At 36.1% G+C, this 21,011-nt stretch carries 7 protein-coding genes and 1 pseudogene; 7 read left to right on the plus strand and 1 reads right to left on the minus strand.

The window, feature by feature from the left end:
* The 6 genes from CWATDRAFT_RS14260 to CWATDRAFT_RS14285 form a co-directional block, all read left to right on the plus strand.
* A partial coding sequence (locus CWATDRAFT_RS14260; protein ID WP_050018355.1) for a TauD/TfdA family dioxygenase occupies positions 1 to 703 on the plus strand: 703 nt, incomplete at its 5' end.
* Between the two features lie 161 nt (positions 704 to 864).
* Positions 865 to 5,421 (plus strand): non-ribosomal peptide synthetase, encoded by a 4,557-nt coding sequence (locus CWATDRAFT_RS14265; protein ID WP_007305678.1) that lies wholly within the window; start codon positions 865 to 867, stop codon positions 5,419 to 5,421.
* A 92-nt stretch (positions 5,422 to 5,513) separates the two neighbouring features.
* The gene (locus CWATDRAFT_RS14270) at positions 5,514 to 10,133 is read left to right on the plus strand and encodes a non-ribosomal peptide synthetase (RefSeq protein WP_007305679.1); all 4,620 of its coding nucleotides are present in this window, start codon (positions 5,514 to 5,516) and stop codon (positions 10,131 to 10,133) included.
* A gap of 261 nt (positions 10,134 to 10,394) precedes the next feature.
* Positions 10,395 to 11,432: a TauD/TfdA family dioxygenase gene (locus CWATDRAFT_RS14275; RefSeq protein ID WP_007305680.1), complete on the plus strand. Its 1,038-nt coding sequence runs from the start codon at positions 10,395 to 10,397 to the stop codon at positions 11,430 to 11,432.
* A gap of 173 nt (positions 11,433 to 11,605) precedes the next feature.
* Positions 11,606 to 17,587 carry a non-ribosomal peptide synthetase gene (locus CWATDRAFT_RS31770; RefSeq protein WP_007305681.1) on the plus strand — a complete coding sequence of 1,994 codons (5,982 nt, stop codon included), beginning with the start codon at positions 11,606 to 11,608 and terminating at the stop codon, positions 17,585 to 17,587.
* Positions 17,588 to 17,892: 305 nt separating this feature from the next.
* On the plus strand, positions 17,893 to 19,071 hold the full coding sequence (locus CWATDRAFT_RS14285) for an aldo/keto reductase (RefSeq protein WP_007305682.1): 1,179 nt from the start codon (positions 17,893 to 17,895) through the stop codon (positions 19,069 to 19,071).
* Positions 19,072 to 19,309: 238 nt separating this feature from the next.
* Here the strand turns inward: CWATDRAFT_RS14285 and CWATDRAFT_RS14290 are convergent.
* Positions 19,310 to 20,026, minus strand: a pseudogene (locus CWATDRAFT_RS14290) (IS1380-like element ISCwa5 family transposase); the annotation flags it as partial.
* A 252-nt stretch (positions 20,027 to 20,278) separates the two neighbouring features.
* On the opposite strand from CWATDRAFT_RS14290, the gene CWATDRAFT_RS14295 reads away from it, so the two are divergent.
* Positions 20,279 to 20,977 (plus strand): cyclic nucleotide-binding domain-containing protein, encoded by a 699-nt coding sequence (locus tag CWATDRAFT_RS14295; RefSeq protein WP_232287105.1) that lies wholly within the window; start codon positions 20,279 to 20,281, stop codon positions 20,975 to 20,977.
* Positions 20,978 to 21,011 lie beyond the last annotated feature (34 nt).

Genomic DNA, 21,011 nt, shown 5'->3' on the forward strand with positions numbered 1-21,011 from the left:
GAGAAGGATTTCTGGAATCCGAGAAGTAGGACCGTTCCGGCGAAATGTTTATCGGAAGAAGTCCATTCAACTGCCGAGAAAATGGTTTTCGAGCGACCAACAGGCAAGAGCGAAATCCAATGTGATGGTCGTAAATTATCGGTCAAGTAACTTCAATGCGAGAAAGATTAGAGCAGAACAATTGGATGTAGGTCGGGACTTTATCCGAGGAGTAGATGTTAGTTGGGAGGAATTCTTTAAAACTAGCGACCGCCCAGAAGTAGAAAATTATGGTCGTCAAAATGCACTAGAATTTGAATGGTTATCTGATAATAATTTGAGAACTCGTTCCTATCGACAAGCTATTACAAAACATCCTCAAACTGGAGAAATGGTATTTTTTAACCAGATTCAGTTACATCACATCTCATTTTTAGAGCCATCTATTCAAGAATCACTATTATCCTTATTCGGTGAAGAAAATCTACCGCGTAATGTTTATTATGGAGATGGTTCCCCCATAGAAAAGTCGGTTATTGACGAAATAACAGAAGTTTATCAAAGGTTAAAGGTGACTTTTTCTTGGAATAAAGGAGATATTTTAATGCTTGATAATATGTTAACGGTTCATAGTCGAAATCCCTATATTGGCTATCGAAAAATCCTAGTAGCGATGGGGGAAATCAATAATAAGAATAATATAAAAGGAGGACATAATGTATAAAAAATAAATGCTTCATTTATGGGATTCTTCAGACTTATTGGGTACACACTATTTCTGGCTTATCCCTTAAAGCTTTCCTCTTTCTGCCACACAAGTATAAATAGGTTTCATATACTTTTCCAAACAACTTATTAACAACACAATCACACATTTAAAAAAAAATGACAGAATTAACAACTAATGAAGGTTTTAGACTATCACCACAACAAAGACGTTTGTGGTCGTTACAAAAACAATCTTCTCCCTGTAAAGTTCAATGTACAATTCGACTAACAGGTGATATAAATCTCTCCTGTTTAAAGTCAGCAGTAGGCACGATCATTAAAAAACATGAAGTTTTAAGGACGAAATTTTATACTCAACCTGAACTAAAATGGCCTCTACAGGTGATTAGTGATTCTGATTATTTTTCTTGGTTTGATATTGATTTAAGTAATAAAAAGACTGAAGAGCAAAAAGAATATATAGAAAAAATATTGCTAACGGAAAGACAAAGTAATACCGATGTTATTGTTAGTGCTTATTTATTCAATTTAGGTAAAGATGAATATTTACTGTTATTTAGTTTTCTAGGAATGAATGCTGATACAATCACTTTAAATAATTTAGTATCAGAAATTGGTCAAGATTATGTCGCTAATCTTTCTAAAAATGATTACGTGACTGAGGAGAATGATGTACTTCAATACCTGCAATTTTCTGAATGGCAAAACCAATTACTAGAAGATGAAGAAGAACCAGATAATCAAGCAGGTAAACAGTATTGGAGTGAGCAAAGTTCTGAACCCTTAAAAACTTTAGTCGCCCCTTATGAATATAAAAATGAGAAAAATAAATCTGAATTAGATTATAATTTTGTTAACAAGGAAATTCCTTCATCTATTGTTAACAGTCTTCTTCAAGTAGCTGATAAGCATGAAGCATCAATTGAGAGCATTTTATTAACAGCTTGGTCTTTACTAATACGAAGAATTACTAATCAAGAAGAGTTGATTATTGGGACAGCTTTTCATGGAAGGGAATATGAAGAGGTAGAAAACTGTTTCGGGTTGTTGGCTAAATATTTACCTATTAATATTTCTCTACAATCTCAAGATAAATTAACAGAGATTGTTGCTCAGGTACAAGAAGCGATCGCCAATAATATTGAGTGGCAAGATTACTTTAATTATTTTGAAAATTTAGAGGATACTAATTATCCAGTGGGATTTGAATTTGCTGAACTACCGCATAAATATATTGTTGCTGATGTTAGTTTTGCAGTTGAACAATATTATGTTTGTTTAGAGTCATTTGATATTAGTCTTAATTGTTATCAGGATCAAGATAAAATTTTGACTAACTTTTTATATAATTCTAATTATTATGAAAGGAAACAAGTAGAATACTTAGCAGAACAGTTTTTAACATTATTAGAAAGTCTCATTAATAATTCTGAACAAACAATATCACAGTTTAAAATTATCAGTGATCGCCAGGAAGAACAGTTATTAGTTAAATTTAATCAAACGACTAAACAACATCATCAAGGAACCTTATGTCTTCATGAACGATTTACGCAGCAAGCAAAACAAACACCAGATAATGTTGCTGTTGTATTCGAGGAGGAAAAATTAACGTATAGAGAACTCAATAATCAAGCAGAGAAATTAGCTGATTCCCTACAACAGTTAGGAGTGGAACCAAATGTATTAGTGGGAATTTTTCTAGATAGGTCTCATCTTTCCATTGTTGCCATTTTAGCAGTTTTCAAAGCAGGAGGGGCTTATTTACCATTAGATTCAAAAATGCCAGAAGAACGTTTGCATGGGATTTTAGAAGATGCTCAAGTACAAGTTTTATTAACAGAAGAAAAACTAGCTTCTCGTTTACCATCAGAGACAGCACAAGTATTATGTATAGATTCTCAACCCACCACTGTTGAGAAGTTCCAAAATAGCGATCAAAATCTTACGCCTAACGATCTAGCTTATGTTATTTACACCTCTGGTTCCACTGGTAAACCCAAAGGAGTTGCAGTAGAACATCGTCAACTATGTAACTATTTTAATAGTATTATTGAGCGACTAGACTTACCCGAAACAGCTAGTTTTGCCACGCTTTCCACTTTCTCCGCTGATTTAGGCAACACAATTATCTTTTCTGCTTTGTGTACAGGGGGATGTTTACACATTATCGCTCAAGAAAGGATTACCAATCCCATAACCTTAGCAGAGTATTTTCGTAACCATCCCATCGACTGTTTTAAAATCGTTCCGTCTCATTTGAACGCACTTTTAACAACAGTTAATGCTGAAGATATCTTACCCTCTAAATTACTGATTTTAGGGGGTGAATCTCTGAGTTGGTCTTTGGTCAAACAAATTCAGGAACTACAACCAAATTGTCGTATTTTGAATCATTATGGACCAACAGAAACAACCATTGGTGTACTAACCTTTAAAGTCCCACAAGAAGAGCATCAATACGCAGCAACAGTGCCTATTGGTCGTCCCCTTGATAATACCCAGATATATTTACTTGATGAGTATTTACAACCGGTTCCCCTGTTAACACCTGGAGAAATTTATATTGGTGGGGCCAACCTGTCGCGAGGTTATTACAACCGTCCTGAACTAACCGAAGAACGCTTTATTATCAATCCTTTTGATCAATCAACTCGCTTGTATAAAACCGGTGATGTGGGACGATATCTGCCAGATGGTAGTATTGAATTTTTAGGAAGAAGCGATCGCCAAGTCAAGATTCGTGGTTTCCGTATAGAGTTAGGAGAAATCGAAGCTGTTCTATCTCAACATCCATCTGTCAAACAAGCGGTAGTTACTGTACCAAAAGATGAAAAAGGTAATCAGCGATTAGTTGCTTATGTGGTGTTAGGTTCTCATAACACTGACCACTTACAAGACTTTATGAGGATAAGACTACCTCAATATATGGTGCCTCATCGGTTTGTCACCCTCAAAACCATACCTGTTACTGCCAACGGAAAAATAGACTATAAGGCATTACCAGCACCAAAAGAGGAAAATGATTATGTTGCGCCAAATACTCCCCAAGAAGAAACATTAGCAACAATTTGGGCTGAAATTCTCGGGTTAGAAAGAGTTAGTATTGATGATAACTTTTTCCAGCTAGGGGGTGATTCAATTATAAGTATTCAGGTCATCTCCAAAGCAAATCAGATGGGGTTGCAACTCACTCCGCAACAGTTGTTTGAGTATCCAACAATTGCACAGTTGGCAGCAGTGGCCAAAACCAGGGAATCTATCAAAACTGAAACAGGTCCAGTAATTGGAGAAGCACCCCTGACCCCCATACAACATTGGTTTTTTGCTCAAGAATTGGCTGATTCCCACCACTGGAATCAATCAGTATTTCTAGAGATAAAGCAAGGTTTAGATTTTCAGGTATTGGAGAAAGTTGTCAAACAATTGCTTGAACATCATGATGTACTACGACAGCATTTTGAAGAAACAGAACAAGGTTGGCAACAAGTTAATGTTCCACCTGATGAGAGAGTACCAGTTTCAAGAATCGATTTATCAGGGGAATTAGCAACTAACCAAGAAGAGACAATAGCATCTATAGAAGCGGAGTTACAAGCTAGTCTTAATTTATCTAGTGGACCATTAATTAAAGTTGCTTATTTCGATCTAGGCCAAGACACTCCAGGGAAACTATTGATAATCATTCACCATTTAGTGGTTGATGGTGTATCTTGGAGGGTTTTATTAGAAGATATGCAAACCGCTTATCAGCAACTTAGCCAAGGGGAAGAAGAAATTAATCTACCAATAAAAACCACATCCTTCAAACGATGGGCGGAAAAATTAAACGAATTTGCTGATTCTTCAGATGTGCTTAAGGAACTAGAATACTGGCAGAGTCAAACCCCAAACCCCATTATTTCTTTACCCACGGATTTTTCCTTTTCCCAAGAGCAAACAGCTAATACATTAGCTTCTGCAAGAACCATATCAGTTTTACTAACTCCTCAAGAAACTCAAGACTTACTCCAAGAAGTTCCTAAAGCTTATAATACTCAAATTAATGATGTATTATTGACGGCATTAGTTCAGTCTTACTGTCAATGGACGAAAGGTAATTCACTTTACTTAACCTTGGAAGGCCATGGACGAGAAGACATATTTTCCGATGTCAACTTATCGCGCACAATAGGTTGGTTTACCACTCACTTTCCTGTTCTTCTCAGCTTAGAAAGTGCTTCATCTCCTGGAGATGCTCTTAAAACAATTAAAGAACAATTGCGGAGAATTCCTAAAAATGGCATGAACTATGGCCTTTTAAAATACATTAACAAAAATAGTCCTTTTAAAAGCACACCTCAACCTGAATTAAAATTCAACTATTTGGGTCAGTTTAACCAGGTATTTCAAGAAACTTCTATTTTTCAACCGACTTCCAGAAAGACTAAGCTAGACCGTAGTCAGCGAGGGTCTCGTAGCTATTTACTAGAGATTGACGGTTTAGTAGGTAATGGACAGTTCAAATTTAACTGGACTTATAGTCAGGATATTCATGACTCCAATACCATTGAAAGTTTCGCAGAGAACTTTACCCAAGCACTACGTAACATAATTGCCCATTGCCAAGATCCAGAAGTAGGAGGTTATACTCCTTCAGACTTTCCAGAAGCAGAAGTAAGTCAAACAGAACTTGACCAACTACTTGCCAAAATTGGTCAAATAGATGGGTAATAAATGTTGATATTCTCATTGCCTAATAAAGGCAGTGAGTCCTAACTCCTACAAACTTAATTTTAACCTTCCCTAACCTTGAGATTTCCCAGATGAAAACAGACAACATCCAAGACATATACCAACTTTCGCCAGCACAGCAAGGATTACTTTTTCATACTCTTTATGCCCCTGAATCAACTGCATATTGCGATCAGTATAGAATAGGCTTTAAAGGTGATTTTAATACTTCAAATTTTGAGAAAGCATGGCAAATAACAACCGAACGTCACGCCGCTTTTCGTACCTGTTTTTTCTGGGAAGAAGTCAAAGAACCAGTGCAAGTAGTGTATCGAAAAGTGACACTAGAAATAGAGAATATTGACTGGAGAGACATTGATGCAGAAACGCAAGAAGAGAAATTAGATATATTTTTAAAAGCTGATCAACGTCGCAGTTATGAACTTTCAAAACCGCCTTTAATGCGTCTAGTGTTAATTCAAACAGATGAAGATGGTTATCAATTTATTTGGAGTAACCATCATATTCTCTTTGATGGTTGGTCGCGATTTATATTGTTTAAAGAAGTTTTAGAAATATACCAAGCATTAAATAATGGGAACCCAATAAAACTCCAAACCCCTTTCCCTTACCGAAAATATATTGCTTGGTTGCGAGAGCAAAATTTATCTGAAGCAGAAGCTTTCTGGCGACAGGAACTTCAAGGCGTAACTGCATCCACACCCTTAGTGGTAGATAAATTAACCAGTAGTACATCCGAGACGGAAGAATATATCGAGGAGGATGTTGTCTTATCCCTAGAAAACACAGAGAAACTTAAGGCTCTGGCACAACAAAATCAATTAACCATCAATACTCTGATCCAAGGGGTTTGGGCTTTATTGTTGAACCGTTATAGTGGGGACGATAATGTTATTTTTGGGGCAACTACTTCTGGTCGTCCCATCAACTTACCAGGGGTAGAATCAGCCGTTGGTTTATTTATTAATAGTTTGCCAGTACGGGCAAAGGTTAATCAAGACGATTTACTTATACCCTGGTTGAAAACACTTCAAACCGAACAAGCAAAGGCTCGTCAATATGAGTGGTGTCCGATGGTACAAATTCAAGGATGGAGTGAAATACCAAAAGGAATACCATTATTTAATAGTTTGGTTATTTTTGAAAATTACCCCGTAGATACCGCGTTGAGTCAAAGAAACGAAAACTTACAAATTGCTGATTTTAAAGTTATTAATCGAACAAATTATCCTTTAACTATTCTCGTTAGCTGTAAGAAACAGTTATCCTTCAAAGTTATCTATGATCTAAGCTCTTTTGCTCCTGCTAATATTAAGCGGATGTTGGGACATTTGCAGACATTATTATCAGCAATGCTTGCTAACCCACAACAATGTTTGTCAGATTTACCTTTACTAACAGAAACTGAGCGACATCAATTACTTTATGAGTGGAATAATACAAAAGTTGAGTATTCCCAAGATCAATGTATCCATCAATTATTTGAAGCTCAGGCAGAAAAAACACCCCATGCAGTAGCAGTAGAGTTTGAAGACCAAAAATTAACTTATCAGCAACTCAATACAAAAGCTAATCAACTCGCCCATTATTTGCGTTCTTTAGGAGTCAAACCAGAGATATTAGTCGGAATTTGTGTGGAACGCTCTTTAGAGATGGTGATTGGACTCTTAGCCATCCTCAAAGCAGGAGGAGCTTATGTTCCTATCGAGCCAACTTACCCAACTGAGCGTATTCAGTATTTGCTCGAAGATTCCAAGGTTGCGATTTTATTGACTCAAAACCATTTAACAACAACCTTACCTGAGTATCAAGGGCGTATTATTTGTTTAGATACAAAGTCTGAACTGATGTCAAATGGGGGTAAACAGAACCTTGTTAGTGAATTATCAATCGATAATTTAATCTACATCATTTATACTTCAGGCTCCACAGGAAAACCAAAGGGAACCATGAACACTCATCAAGGAGTTGTTAATCGTTTACTTTGGATGCAGGATACTTATCAATTAACTACAAGAGATCGAGTCTTGCAAAAAACCCCCTTTAGTTTTGATGTATCTGCTTGGGAGTTCTGGTGGCCATTGATGACGGGAGCTTGTTTAGTTGTTGCTCAACCAGAAGGACATAAAGACCCCACCTATCTTATTAAGCTGATCAAAGAACAACAAATAACAATCCTTCATTTCGTTCCTTCAATGTTGCAAATTTTTCTTGAAGAAGCTGATGAGGAATCATGTAGTAGTTTGAGAGAAGTATTTTCTAGCGGAGAAGCACTGACAGTTGCATTGGAAGAAAAGTTCTTTAGCCGTCTGAAAGCAGAATTACACAATCTTTATGGACCAACAGAAGCAGCTATTGATGTCACCTTCTGGCAGTGCCAAGCCAATAGTCAACGCTCAAGTGTACCCATTGGTCGTCCTATAGCTAATACTCAGACATACATTTTAGATGTTAATTTGCAGCCTGTTCCAGTGGGTGTACCAGGAGAATTGTATTTAGGAGGTGTACAATTAGCACGGGGTTATCTTAATCGTCCAGAATTAACGGCAGAAAGATTTATTGAGAATCCATTTAGGGAAAACTTTGGCTATTCGCGTTTATACAAGACAGGAGATTTAGTTTGTTATCTACCCGATGGCAATATTGAGTATTTAGGAAGATTAGATAACCAAGTTAAAATACGAGGTCTGCGTATTGAATTAGGAGAAATTGAAGCACAAATCGCTCAATACGAAACAGTTAAAGAAGCCGTAGTGATAGCCAGAGAGGAGATAGCAGGGGATAAAAGATTAGTCGCTTATCTTGTTCCTCAAGAAGAGTCAACAGTTAACTCCAGTAAGTTGAGGAAATTTTTAAGAGAAAAACTGCCTAACTATATGATTCCCAGTGCTTTTGTAACATTAGAAGAATTACCTCTAACACCCAATGGCAAGATTGATCGTAAAGCCTTACCTGATGATATTGGAACACAAATATCATCAGATGAGATAGTGCTTCCCTCAACACCTATTGAGAACTTATTAGCAGGTATTTGGGCTGAAATATTGGGGATAGAAACAGTAGGGATTAATAATAACTTCTTTGAATTAGGAGGACATTCCTTAATTGCTACTCGTGTAATTTCTCAAATTCGACAAGTATTTAAAGTAGATATTCCTATTCGTTATTTATTTGAAAAACCCACTATTACCCAATTAGCAGAAGAAATTGAGAAAGCAATTAAGTTAGATACCCCTATCGAAGTAACCAGTATTAAACGAGTATCTCGTGAACAAGAATTACCCCTATCCTATGCCCAACAGAGACTATGGTTTCTTACTCAATTAGACCCTGATAGTCCTGCGTATAATCTTCATTTTTGTCTTCGTCTCTCAGGTCCACTTAACATAGACGCACTGTCAGCAAGCATTAATGAAATTGTGAAACGACATGAAGTATTACGGACGAATTTTACTGCTGTTGAGGGTCAACCCTTTCAAGTCATAAATCCTGAGTCTAATCTCCCCATTCCAATGATCGATTTAAGGGATTTTACTCCATTGGAACAGGAAAAGGAGATATATCACTTAGCTAAAAAAGATGTATCACAACCGTTTGATTTAGAGAACTCTCCTTTATTACGAGTAACTTTGCTGAAATTAAATACAGAAGATCATGTCATATTGCTAACAATGCACCATATCATATCAGATGCTTGGTCTATGGGAGTATTTGTTGAGGAAATAGCCCAATTGTATCCATCATTTTCCGCAGGAAAAACCCCCACACTTGCAGAATTGCCGATCCAGTATGCAGATTTTGCTGTTTGGCAACGCCAATGGTTACAGGGAGAAGTTTTACAAACCCAGCTTGATTACTGGAAGCAACAATTAGGAGATACCTATACTCCGTTAACATTTCCTCAGTCATCTTCTGGTTCAAAGGTTAAAACAAATAAGGGGGCAAAACAATCCTTTATGTTGTCAAAAGACCTAACCGAAGCTATCAATTTATTGTGTCGTCAAGAAGGGGTAACCTTATATATGACCCTGCTGAGTGTCTTCCAAGTGTTACTCCATTATTTTACAGGTGCCGAGGACATTCGTGTTGGTTCACCAATCGCTAATCGTAATCGAGTTGAAATTGAAAAATTGATTGGATTTTTTATTAATACTTTGGTTTTACGTATTGACTTATCTGGGAATCCTAGTTTTCGAGAACTATTAGTACGAGCGCGCAAAGTTACCTTAGACGCTTATGCTAATCAAGATGTCCCTTTTGAAAAATTAGTAGAGGAACTACAACCAGAAAGAAATCTCCATGATAATCCCCTATATCATGCCTGGTTCGTTCTCCAAAATACACCAACACCGAAGGTAGAGTTATCTGATTTAACCCTCACATCCTTTGACATTGAAAAGGATGCGGTGCGACACGATCTACTTTTGGGAATGTCGGAAACTTCAGAAGGGCTTGGTGGCGAATTTAAGTATAAAACTGACTTGTTTCCTGAGGCGACTATTGCTCAATTCATTGAACATTTAAAAGTAGTTTTACAACAGATTGTAGAGCAACCAAATACTACTATTCAGGAAATTTCTACCATGCTAGTTAAAAAAGATGAACAACAACAACAAATACAAAAACAAAAACTTCAAGCAAAAGAAATTGACAAATTAAAAACAATCAGGAGAAGAACTATTCGGAGCTAAATCAACTTCAAATCTGAGTTTGGTATTGAGATTTAATCTTTTTTTAATACAATCAGAGTTTTAAAATACCAAAACCCTTACCCCATAAGTAGTCGGACATAAATAAACAGCACTGTATTAAGAAATATTAATCAGTCTAAAAACCTTATCTTTTACCTGTTCGCCGTTCCCTGTTCCCTTGCCTGACAATTAACTTTAAATATGTCTGACTACTTATCTAACAAAACTAAACAATGAAACCACTATTGAGAAAATTTAACAATGAACAAAGTAGATTTTAAACAAAAGCTCAAGAAATTAGGGACAGTTAGGCGTAAATCTATCAGTGTGTCCCAAGAGGATTTAATTCGGACATCTTATTTACAATCAGATGATTCTCTTCCATTAGTTGTTCAACCCAAAGTTGCTGCTTTAAACTTGGCAACTTGGAGTGAGCATAATCGAGTTTTGATTGAGAATAAATTATCAAAACAGGGAGCAATTCTTTTTCGAGATTTTCAGTTAAAAGATGTAATTCAATTCCAAAAATTTATTCAAGAAATTTCTGAAAACATACTGGAATATTCTTATCGATCAACACCCCGTAGTAATGTTTCAGACAAGATTTATACTTCTACTGAATATCCCGCTAAGCATCATATTCTCCTCCATAATGAGATGTCTTATTCTCGTAAATGGCCGATAAAAATCGCCTTTTATTGTATCAAGAAAGCTAACGAAGGTGGAGAAACTCCTATTGCTGATAGTCGTAAAGTTTTTGCCCGTATCAACACAAAAATTAAAGAAAAATTTATGGATAAAAAGGTAATGTATGTGCGAAATTACGGGGCAGGATTAGATTTAACCTGGCAAAACGCATTTAATACTAACGACAAATCAGAAGTTGAAACCTATTGTCATCAAGCAGGAATTGAATTAGAATGGCGTGATAAGGATAATTCTGATGTTGACCTAAGAACTCGTCAAGTTTGTCAAGTCATTACCAAACATCCTAAAACATTAGAAACAGTTTGGTTTAATCAGGCTCACTTATTCCATATTTCCAATATAGAACCAACAGTTCGTGAACAACTTTTGGCAAATTTTCAAGAAGAAGATTTACCCCGCAATGTTTATTATGGGGATGGGTCTAAGATTGAGAATTCTATATTAGAGGAGATTCGAGAAATCTATCAACAAGAATCAATCATATTTCCTTGGCAAGAGGGCGATGTATTGTTGCTAGATAATTTGCTTTATGCTCACGGAAGAAGACCATTTAAAGGTTCACGTCGTGTGGTTGTAGGAATGGCTAACTAGAACAATTATTCCTCACATCTTGCACCTGACCTTGAATAATCGATTTTCACTTAAATGATAAGGTATTTTATCGGTTTTCAAACTTTTTAAAATCGTTTTATCGATACTCAAAAAAGCTTGGTGTAAGATGTCAGTATCAGAAAATTTATTCTTAATTTTACCAGGTATTTATTATGGAAAACGAACAACTACAAGGTTTTAGATTATCACCTCAACAAAATCATATATGGCTTTCCCAACAAAATGAGAATATATTATCTCATCGTGTTCAATGTGCGGTAACAATTACGGGAGATTTAGATGTTGAGGTATTAGAAACTGCTTTACAAAACATTGTGGATCAATACGAAGTTTTCCGAACTCGTTTTTCCTGTCTTCCTGGAATGACAGTCCCTTTACAAATAATAGCTGACAACGAAAAAGTTTGTATTAACAAATTAAATTTAGTTGATTTGTCTCAGGAAGAGCAAGAAGATATAGTTGAATTAACATTTACTAAATTAAAAGAAAAGTCTTTTCAATTTGAGGAGAGAAATCCTTTACACATAGAACTGTTAACTTTATCAACAACAAAGCATACATTAATATTGAGTTTATCGGCCTTAATTGCAGATAGTTTTTCTCTCAGGAATTTGGTAGAAAAAATTAGTTGTTTCTATGAAGCTTGTTTGAGAAATCAAGATATTATTGATGAACCCATTCACTATGTAGATATTGCTGAATGGCAAAATGACCTTTTAGAGTCACCAGAGTCTGAATTTGGGAAAGAATATTGGCTCAAACAAAACATAAACTTAAGTGATAACTTGTCACCTTGGTTTGAAAATAAACAAGGTCTGACTTCACCACTTAAAACTATTGATTTTACTTCCAATATCAATAGTGAACTACTTCAGAAAATTGAATTATTAACTGAGATATATAATGTTAATCAATCTAACGTTTTCCTAGCTTGTTGGCTAATCTTACTTGGAAGAATTAGCAACCAATCTGATATTTTTATTGGGATAGGTAGCGATGGGAGGAAATATGAGCAACTAATGGAAGTATTAGGACCTTTAGCTAAATATCTACCCCTTTCATATCAATTAGAATCAGATTCAAAATTTAGCCAAGTCTTAAAAAATATCAATGAATTAGTTGAAAATTCCTGCGAAACGCAAGAATATTTTGAGTGGGCAAAAACAGAAAATACTGAACTCTTTTGTCCAGTTGTTTTTGAATTTGAAGAATTTCCAGAAGAATATACTACATCAAACCTATCTTTTTCTTTTGAGCAGCAATATTCTTGCATTGATAATTTCAAACTGAAATTGTCTTGTTTGCGGAAAAAAGAAACTCTAATTACCAAATTTTATTTTGATTCTAGTCGATATAATGCTGAAGATATCAAAACTGTATCAGAACAGTTTCAAAATTTATTGCAAAGTGCAGTTAAAAATCCCGAAATTCTCATTGGCAAGCTAGATATTTTGAACCCTAACCAAAAACAAAAATTCTTAGTTGAGTTCAATGATACAGAGAAACAATACCAACCAGAGCAATGTATTCACAAACTATTTGAGGAACAAGTAAAACGTAAACCTGATAAGGTTGCTGTTGTATTTGAAGAACAGCAATTAACTTACAACGAATTAAATGTAAAGGCTAATCAATTAGCAAATTATTTACAGAATCAAGGTATTAAGCCAGATAGTTTAGTAGGAGTTTATTTAGAGCGATCGCTCTTATTTGTTATTGCGATACTCGCTATCCTTAAAGCAGGTGGAGCTTATCTTCCCCTAGATCCGGCACTGCCAGCAGAAAGTGTAGTCTATCGAATAGAAGATGCTAAAACACCCATAATTATCACACAAGAATCCTTACTGAAAAAAATTTCTGACCTAGAAAAACAGACCATATCTATCGACAAAGACTGGGAAATAATTGCAAATCAGAAAACTAGTCCCCCAGAAAATGATGTTACCAGTAAAGATTTAGCTTACGTGCTGTTTACATCTGGTTCCACAGGTAAACCTAAAGGTGTTGCTGTTGAGCATCGGCAACTTTTTAACTACATAAATGCTATAGAAGATAGATTAAATCTTTCAGTTTGTAGTCAATTTGCTTTAGTTTCTACCTTTGCCACCGATCTAGGTAATACCGTTATTTTTCCGGCTTTATGTGGTGGTGGATCTCTTCATATACTTTCATCGGAAATTACTACTAACCCCGAAACCTTTGCCGAATATTGTCATCATAATTCCATCGATTGTCTGAAGATTGTCCCCTCTCACCTAAATGCTTTGTTAACCGCTTCTCATCCTGAAATAGTATTACCAAAAAAACGATTAATTGTTGGTGGTGAAGCTTGTTCTTGGCAATTAATTGAAAGAATTAAAACATTAGCCCCTCAATGTTCTATTTTTAATCATTACGGGCCAACAGAGACCACTATCGGAGTCTTAACCTATCCAGTTAATCTTCAGCAAACTATTAACCATGCTAAAACTGTACCTATTGGTCGTCCCATTGCCAACACCCAAATTTATGTTTTAGATTCCTATTTACAACCGGTGCCTATCGGTGTACCAGGAGAATTATATATTGGGGGCGCAGGAGTAACTAGAGGTTATCTTGAAAGACCGAAACTTACCAAGGAAAGATTTATTGTTAATCTTTTTGAAGACTTAGAGCAAGTAGTTCCTCATCAACCTGAGTTAGATATTAATAAATCCAGAGATAACTTGTCAAAATCAGAAGTATTCAAGCCTGATAATCTGCTTAAAAAAGTCCAAAATTATAACTCCGAATTTGTAACTTCTAACTCGAAAATTCAAAACTCTAACTCTGAACTTGTAACTTCTAACTCCGAAGTTCAAACTGCCAACTTAGGTAGTCAAAGTCTGTATAAGACAGGTGACTTAGTCCGCTACTTACCAGACGGCAATATAGAGTTTATTGGACGAATTGATAACCAAGTTAAAATCAGAGGTTATCGTATCGAACTAGGAGAAATTGAGGCAACACTGAGACAACACAATGGTGTTAGGGAATCTGTCGTACTATCTCATGAGGAAGAATCAGGGAATAAGTATTTGGTAGCTTATGTCGTTCCTGAAAAGCAATTTACCCTGACGACGGCTGAGTTACAAGGGTTTTTACAAGATAAATTACCATCCTATATGGTTCCCCCAACCTTCATTTATCTCAACGCTTTGCCACTTTTGCCCAGTGGAAAGGTAAACCGCAGGGAATTACCAGCACCAGATAGCAGAGCTAATTTGACAGGAAATTACGTGGCACCTCGTACAGCTAATGAGAAAAAACTAGCTGAGATTTGGGCAAAAATGCTTCAACTCGAACAGGTGGGAATTTATAATAACTTTTTTGAGTTGGGAGGAGATTCCATTCTCAGTATGCAGATTATCGCCAAAGCTAACCAAGCAGGGCTACAATTAACACCGAGACAATTTTTTGAATACCAAACCATTGCTGAATTAGCAGCAGTGGCAGCTACTAATAAAAAGATCGAAGCAGAACAAGGATTAGTCAATGGTTTAGCACCTCTTACTCCCATTCAACACTGGTTCTTTGAAGAGAATTTTATTGAGAAGCATCACTGGAATCAATCAGTTTTCCTCGAAGTGCGAGAAAGAATTAACCCCGATTTGCTAACAGAAGTGTTAAAAGAATTACTTAAGCATCATGATGGCCTGCGCTTACGCTATTCTTTTGAGGAAACTGGTTGGCAGCAAACTTATGCTGACTTTGATGAAACAGTGCCATTGACTTGTTTCGATTTCTCAAACTTATCTAAGTCTGAGCAACAATCAGCGATTACCACTAAGGCCACAAAATTGCAGAGCAGTTTAAATCTAACTGAAGGGCCTTTACTACAAGTTGCTTTATTTGACTTAGGAAAAACTCAGTGCCAACATCTACTAATTATTGTTCACCATTTGGTGGTTGATGGGTTATCTTGGCGTATTTTGCTCGAAGATTTACAAATAACGTATGGGCAAGTTAGCCAAGGGGGAGCTATCGAATTGCCCCTGAAAACAACCTCATTTAAACATTGGGCGCAACGATTACCAGAATATGTCCAGTCTCAATTATTACCACAAGAATTAGATTACTGGTTAACCCAGATTCCCAGTGAAACTGTCCCTTTGCCTGTCGATTTTCCTGATGGGAATAACACTCTTGCTTTGGCTGAAACAGTATCAATGACTTTGAGTCAAGAAGACACACAAGCTTTATTAAAAGAAGTTTCAGGTACTTATGAAACTCAAATTAATGAGGTCTTATTAACAGCTTTGGTGCAAGCTGTTGAACCCTGGATTGCTTCTCGTTCACTATGTATTAATTTAGAAGGTTATGGAAGGGAAGAAATCTTTGATGATGTCGACTTATCCCGTACTTTAGGCTGGTTCAGCACTATTTTTCCAGTGTTTCTCGATCTTAAAAAGACAACAGACATACAAACTGCTCTAGAGTATGTTAAAACTCAACTGCGGAGTATTCCCAATCATGGTATAGGTTATGGTTTGTTGCGTTATCTGAGTGAGGAACAAGGGGCATTTTTGCGAGAGCGAATGCCAAATCCAGAAATTAGATTTAATTATTTAGGTCAATCTGACCAAGTATTCGATGATTCCGCTTTATTTTCCCCTGCTAAAGAATTTACCGGCGCAAAAAGAAGTTTACTGTCTCATCGTAACTATTTACTGGATATTAATGGAATTGTTGCAGGGGGCCAATTAGGAATAAGTTGGACCTATAGCAAAGAAATTCATAAGAGAGTTACTGTGGAAGCGATCGCTAACAGATATATGGAGAAGCTCAAAGAAATTATTACTTATTGTCAGTCTAGATCCCCTCAAAAAGATTCCTTAGCATCCAATAGAATCTTATCTACTCCTCAAACAAAAAATCCTTTAACAACTGGGAAAATTACCCTAGATGTTTTAAATGCTGAAGCAGTATTAGATCCTAAGATCCAGCCTGAAACCTCTTTTAAGTTTGTGGAGGAACCATTTAATATATTTTTAACGGGGGCAACAGGGTTTGTCGGAGTTTTCTTACTCTATGAACTCCTACAACAAACCGATGCTACGGTTTATTGCTTAATCCGAGCTACTGATATTCAATCAGGAATGAATAAGCTGAAGCATCATCTTGAATCTAATCTTCTATGGCACGAATCCTTTAGTAAGCGTATTGTTCCAGTGATTGGAGATTTATCTAAACCGCTTTTAGGTCTTGGTGAGAAACAGTTTCGCATGATGACTAATAAAGTTGATGTAATTTATCATAATGCGGCTTCAATTAATCTTGTTCATTCATACACTGCTTTGAAAGCATCTAATGTTTTAGGGACTCAAGAAATCCTCAGATTAGCCAGTCAAGTAAAAGTTAAACCCGTTAATTATATTTCAACTTTGAGCGTTATATCTTCTCGGGATCATGCTCAGGTGAAAGAAATTCAACAACTGTATAACTTTGATCATCAAGGAATTCCCTCTGGTGGTTATGCTCAAACTAAGTGGGTTTCAGAAAAGTTAATTACTATTGCACAAAGTCGAGGAATTCCTGTTTCTATTTATAGATTAGGACGAGTATCAGGCCATAGCAAAACTGGTGTCTGTAACAAAGATGATCGTTTGTATAGAATGATTGTCGGTTTTATACAGATGGGTTGTGTACCAAATTCCAACACTGTTGTTGATATGACCCCTGTAGACTACATCACCAAAGCTTTAATTTATTTATCGAGGAGAGAACAATCCCTGAGTAAAATCTTTCATTTATCGAATCATCAGCCCATTAACTCTTTTCAGCTTTTTGACTGGATACGTGAGTTTGGTTACTCAATTGAGCAAATATCTTTTGAGCAGTGGCAAACAAAATTAATGAGTGACTCCGAAAATGGTTTAGATAATCCACTGTATCCTTTAATTCCCTTTTTTGCTGGGAAGAGTGGCAAAGCTGCTCTTAAACAAGCGTCCTCCGAACAAACTGCCCACAGAAAATCATCCAACTCTCGATGTCAGAACACAGCCGATGGACTAGCAGAATCTTCCATTGTCTGCCCTCCAGCAGATGCAAAATTATTGAACACCTACTTTTCTTATTTAATTAAAAATGGTTTTTTGAATCCTCCCTCTCGTTAACGAAGTCCCCAAATTAGGGACTTCCATAATAATAATCACCGGATCTCAGATCCCGATCGATCCCTATTTTCCACCAGTTCAGAACATAACGAAGAAACCGATGATTATTTACTGGGATCTTCCTCAGAGAGAGTGGCGATCATTCGTTTTTAATTGAACTGACTCAAACTGAAAAGTAAATGATCACACTGGTTATTAAGTGAACAAACGTGCATATTAGGATTCAATCTGTTTTATTCCGTTTTAATGCTCACTCTTTATACCCTACCCATTCGTAAACTTTTTCAAAATAGAGACACACAAAGATGATGATTTCAGGAAAAGCAACAAGAGAAGGAACCCAACGTTACAAAGAACGGCACATAAAAAATTGTCATTCAAATTTCTTTCATGAAGTTGGGGAACTCACTCTCAGTTCTATTGGCCTGGGTACCCTTACTCCCCCATTAAATGAGCAGATTTATAATTTGCTCACTAAAGCAGTTGAAGAATCAATCCGCAATGGAGTCAACATGATTGACTCTTCCATCAGCTATGCTTATGAGCAAGCAGAACGTAGAGTAGGAGAGGGTATTCGCAATCTTATTGAGTCAGGAGAAGCATCAAGGGATGAACTAGTTATTTGTACAAAAGGAGGGATATTACCACATCCAACAAAAAATCGAGTTGAGTGGTTTGCTCAGAACTATATTGAGCCGAGTCAGTTCAGTATCAAGAAAACTGATCTTGTAGGAACTCGGTACTGTATCCACCCAGAATACCTTCAGGATCAACTGGATCGCAGTCTTGATAATCTTGGGGTTGAGACTATCGATATTTATTATATTCATAACCCAGAAAGACAGCTATCAAAATTTTCGCCCGATGTATTCTACAGTAAATTAAGAACTGCTTTTGAAGTAATGGAGGATGCCGTTGCATCTGGGAAAATCGGGGCTTATGGTATAGCTACTTGGGAAGGATCTCGTCTCCCTAGAACTGCTCGTAAATACATAGATTTAGCAAGAATAAAGTCTGTCGCTCAAGAAGCAGCAGGGAACAAAGAAGACAAACTCAAATTTATTCAACTTCCCTTGAATATGATCAGGCTAGAACCTCTCCTTTTGCCGACTCAGACAATTAATGGAAAAGCAGTTTCCATGTTAGAAGCGGCTTCTCATTTGGGCATTTTTCCAGTAGCCAGCCATTCTATTCATAAAGGGAGAATTGCTCAAAGAATTCCGGAAGATATCATTTCTGCTTTTGACAATAACTTTTTAAATGATTATCAACGCGGACTTCAATTTACCCGAAGTACTCCTGCTCTTGCCAGTGCGCTTGTGGGTATGACAAAACTAGAACATATTAAACAAAATTTAGCTCTTAAGGAGGTTTCATCCATTGAAAGAAAGAATTTCCGGAATATGACTCATTCAATTGAAGGAGCGTTATTTTTTCATTATAACTTTAGGCTCTTTTCCCATTATATCAAAACTATTTGGTAAAGTGAAAAATGCCTTTAAAAAAAGAAAAATCAACTGACATAACTATGCTATAGTCTATTGCTGGTTCTAACCCCGGATTTCTCACAAATTAATTTGAAAGCCCAATCCAGAGATGAAAAATGATAATTTTTAGGACTAATAGAAATTTTGAATATAGATGAATAAAAAAATTGACTTTGATTATCCAAAAGTTGAGTTTAAGAGGGAATAATTAGGGTTTGCTGAATAAAAGCAAAACCCTAATTATTCCGATAATTCTTTGTAATTCGTCTAAGGCTCCATCGGCTGGATCTACATTAGATGAACGAAGTTTAGCAACTAATAAATGATGCCCACAGAAAATATATAAAGGAGCATAACATACTCCGTGATAATAACTATTAAAAAATGCCCCTTCTTGATTACCATGTACTTGGTCATCCGTGACATCCATATCTAATATAATACTTAAGGGAGGTTTTTTATAAGACTCTAAAAAAAATTCGACAAAAGATTTTTCAATGGCTTCAAAGTTGGGTTCTATTTTATGATAACGACTCGTTTTTTGGTCGAGAATAGTCTCAGGACAATATTCCAATCTATTAATTGTACTTTTTCCAGCTAACCATCCCTTTTTATCTTCAAGTTCATTAAGCTTTTCTAAAGCGATCTTAAGGGCAGGATCGTGACGTAATTTATCATGGTCATTGACATCTTCATAGCCTAAAATAATTCCATAAAGCCTTTGTGCTAATAACTCATGAACGGAATGATCTACATAAGATTGATGACGATGATCTTGAAAACAGTTACCAAACTTCTCGGTAATTCCCAGTTTTTTATCCAACTCAGCTATCCAGACAATCCCCGCATCTGAAGTGATTAGTCCCCCATCAAAATTAGCGATTATTTCTTTTCCTTTCTGTTTACTAGAGTTGATTACTTGACGAGGGGTTCGGGGATGACTGGGACTCATTAAATCAGTTTAAGGTAAATTGCTTTAATAATTAAATTATAGCATATTTTATTCTAACAATCTAGTACTATTAGAGATTTTATTAATAATTTTTTTGGAAAAATGAGTGATTGATTTATCTTTTCATCTTTGTCTAATTCGGGTTGATTTTAACTTAAAATCTGACAACAGACTGTTGGTTGGGGAAATCTGCGATCGCTCTGTTCAAACCCACTTCCTGTAAGGCTTCTGTGTTTGGCGATCGCAGATTTTGTGAGAAATTCGGGTTTAGCAACTCCAGGTATTTTAAAGGAACCTTCTCCTTGGGTTAGAGTTGAAAATTATGCTGATTTTTCTATTGTCTATCAAATTGGTTTATTTATAGATAATTATGAAACAATGTTGAATATTCGCAACGATTTTGTTATTCGTATTTGGTATGCGGCGAAACGATATCATTTAACTATTCCCTATCCTATTCAGACAGAATATCAAATGAATGTGGCAGAAATGCCCAAAGCAAACCCCATGCAGCAAGTAACAGAAGTAATGCGATCTCTACCGAATTTTGGTAATGTAGCTGCGGAAAGGTTTATTGAAGAAGAAAACGCCAGTAATATTCGCTATTATGCCCAAGGAGAATGGGTATTTGCAGAGGGAGAAAGGATTTTAGGATTATATTTAATTTTAAATGGTCATGCCACTATTTTAGTGAGAAATAATCAGGGAGAAAACCAAGAAATTGCCTGTTTAGGAAAAGGGGAATTTTTTGGGGAGAAAATTCTCCTCACAGGGGAATGTAGTGATGTTTCTGTCATCGCTTTAGATGACTTAGAAGTTGCGGTATTATCCCCTGAAGTCGTGGCTACTTTATTAGAACAAATGCCTAGACTATCTCAAGAGTTTAGTGAGTTATTAGAAACAAGAAGAAAAGAAGTCATCAAAGCAAAAAATAAAACTCAGGAATTTTAACACCCCTATTTTGGGATCTGGAAATTACGTTAAA

The organism is Crocosphaera watsonii WH 8501 (assembly GCF_000167195.1).
GTDB classification, from domain to species: Bacteria; Cyanobacteriota; Cyanobacteriia; order Cyanobacteriales; family Microcystaceae; genus Crocosphaera; species Crocosphaera watsonii.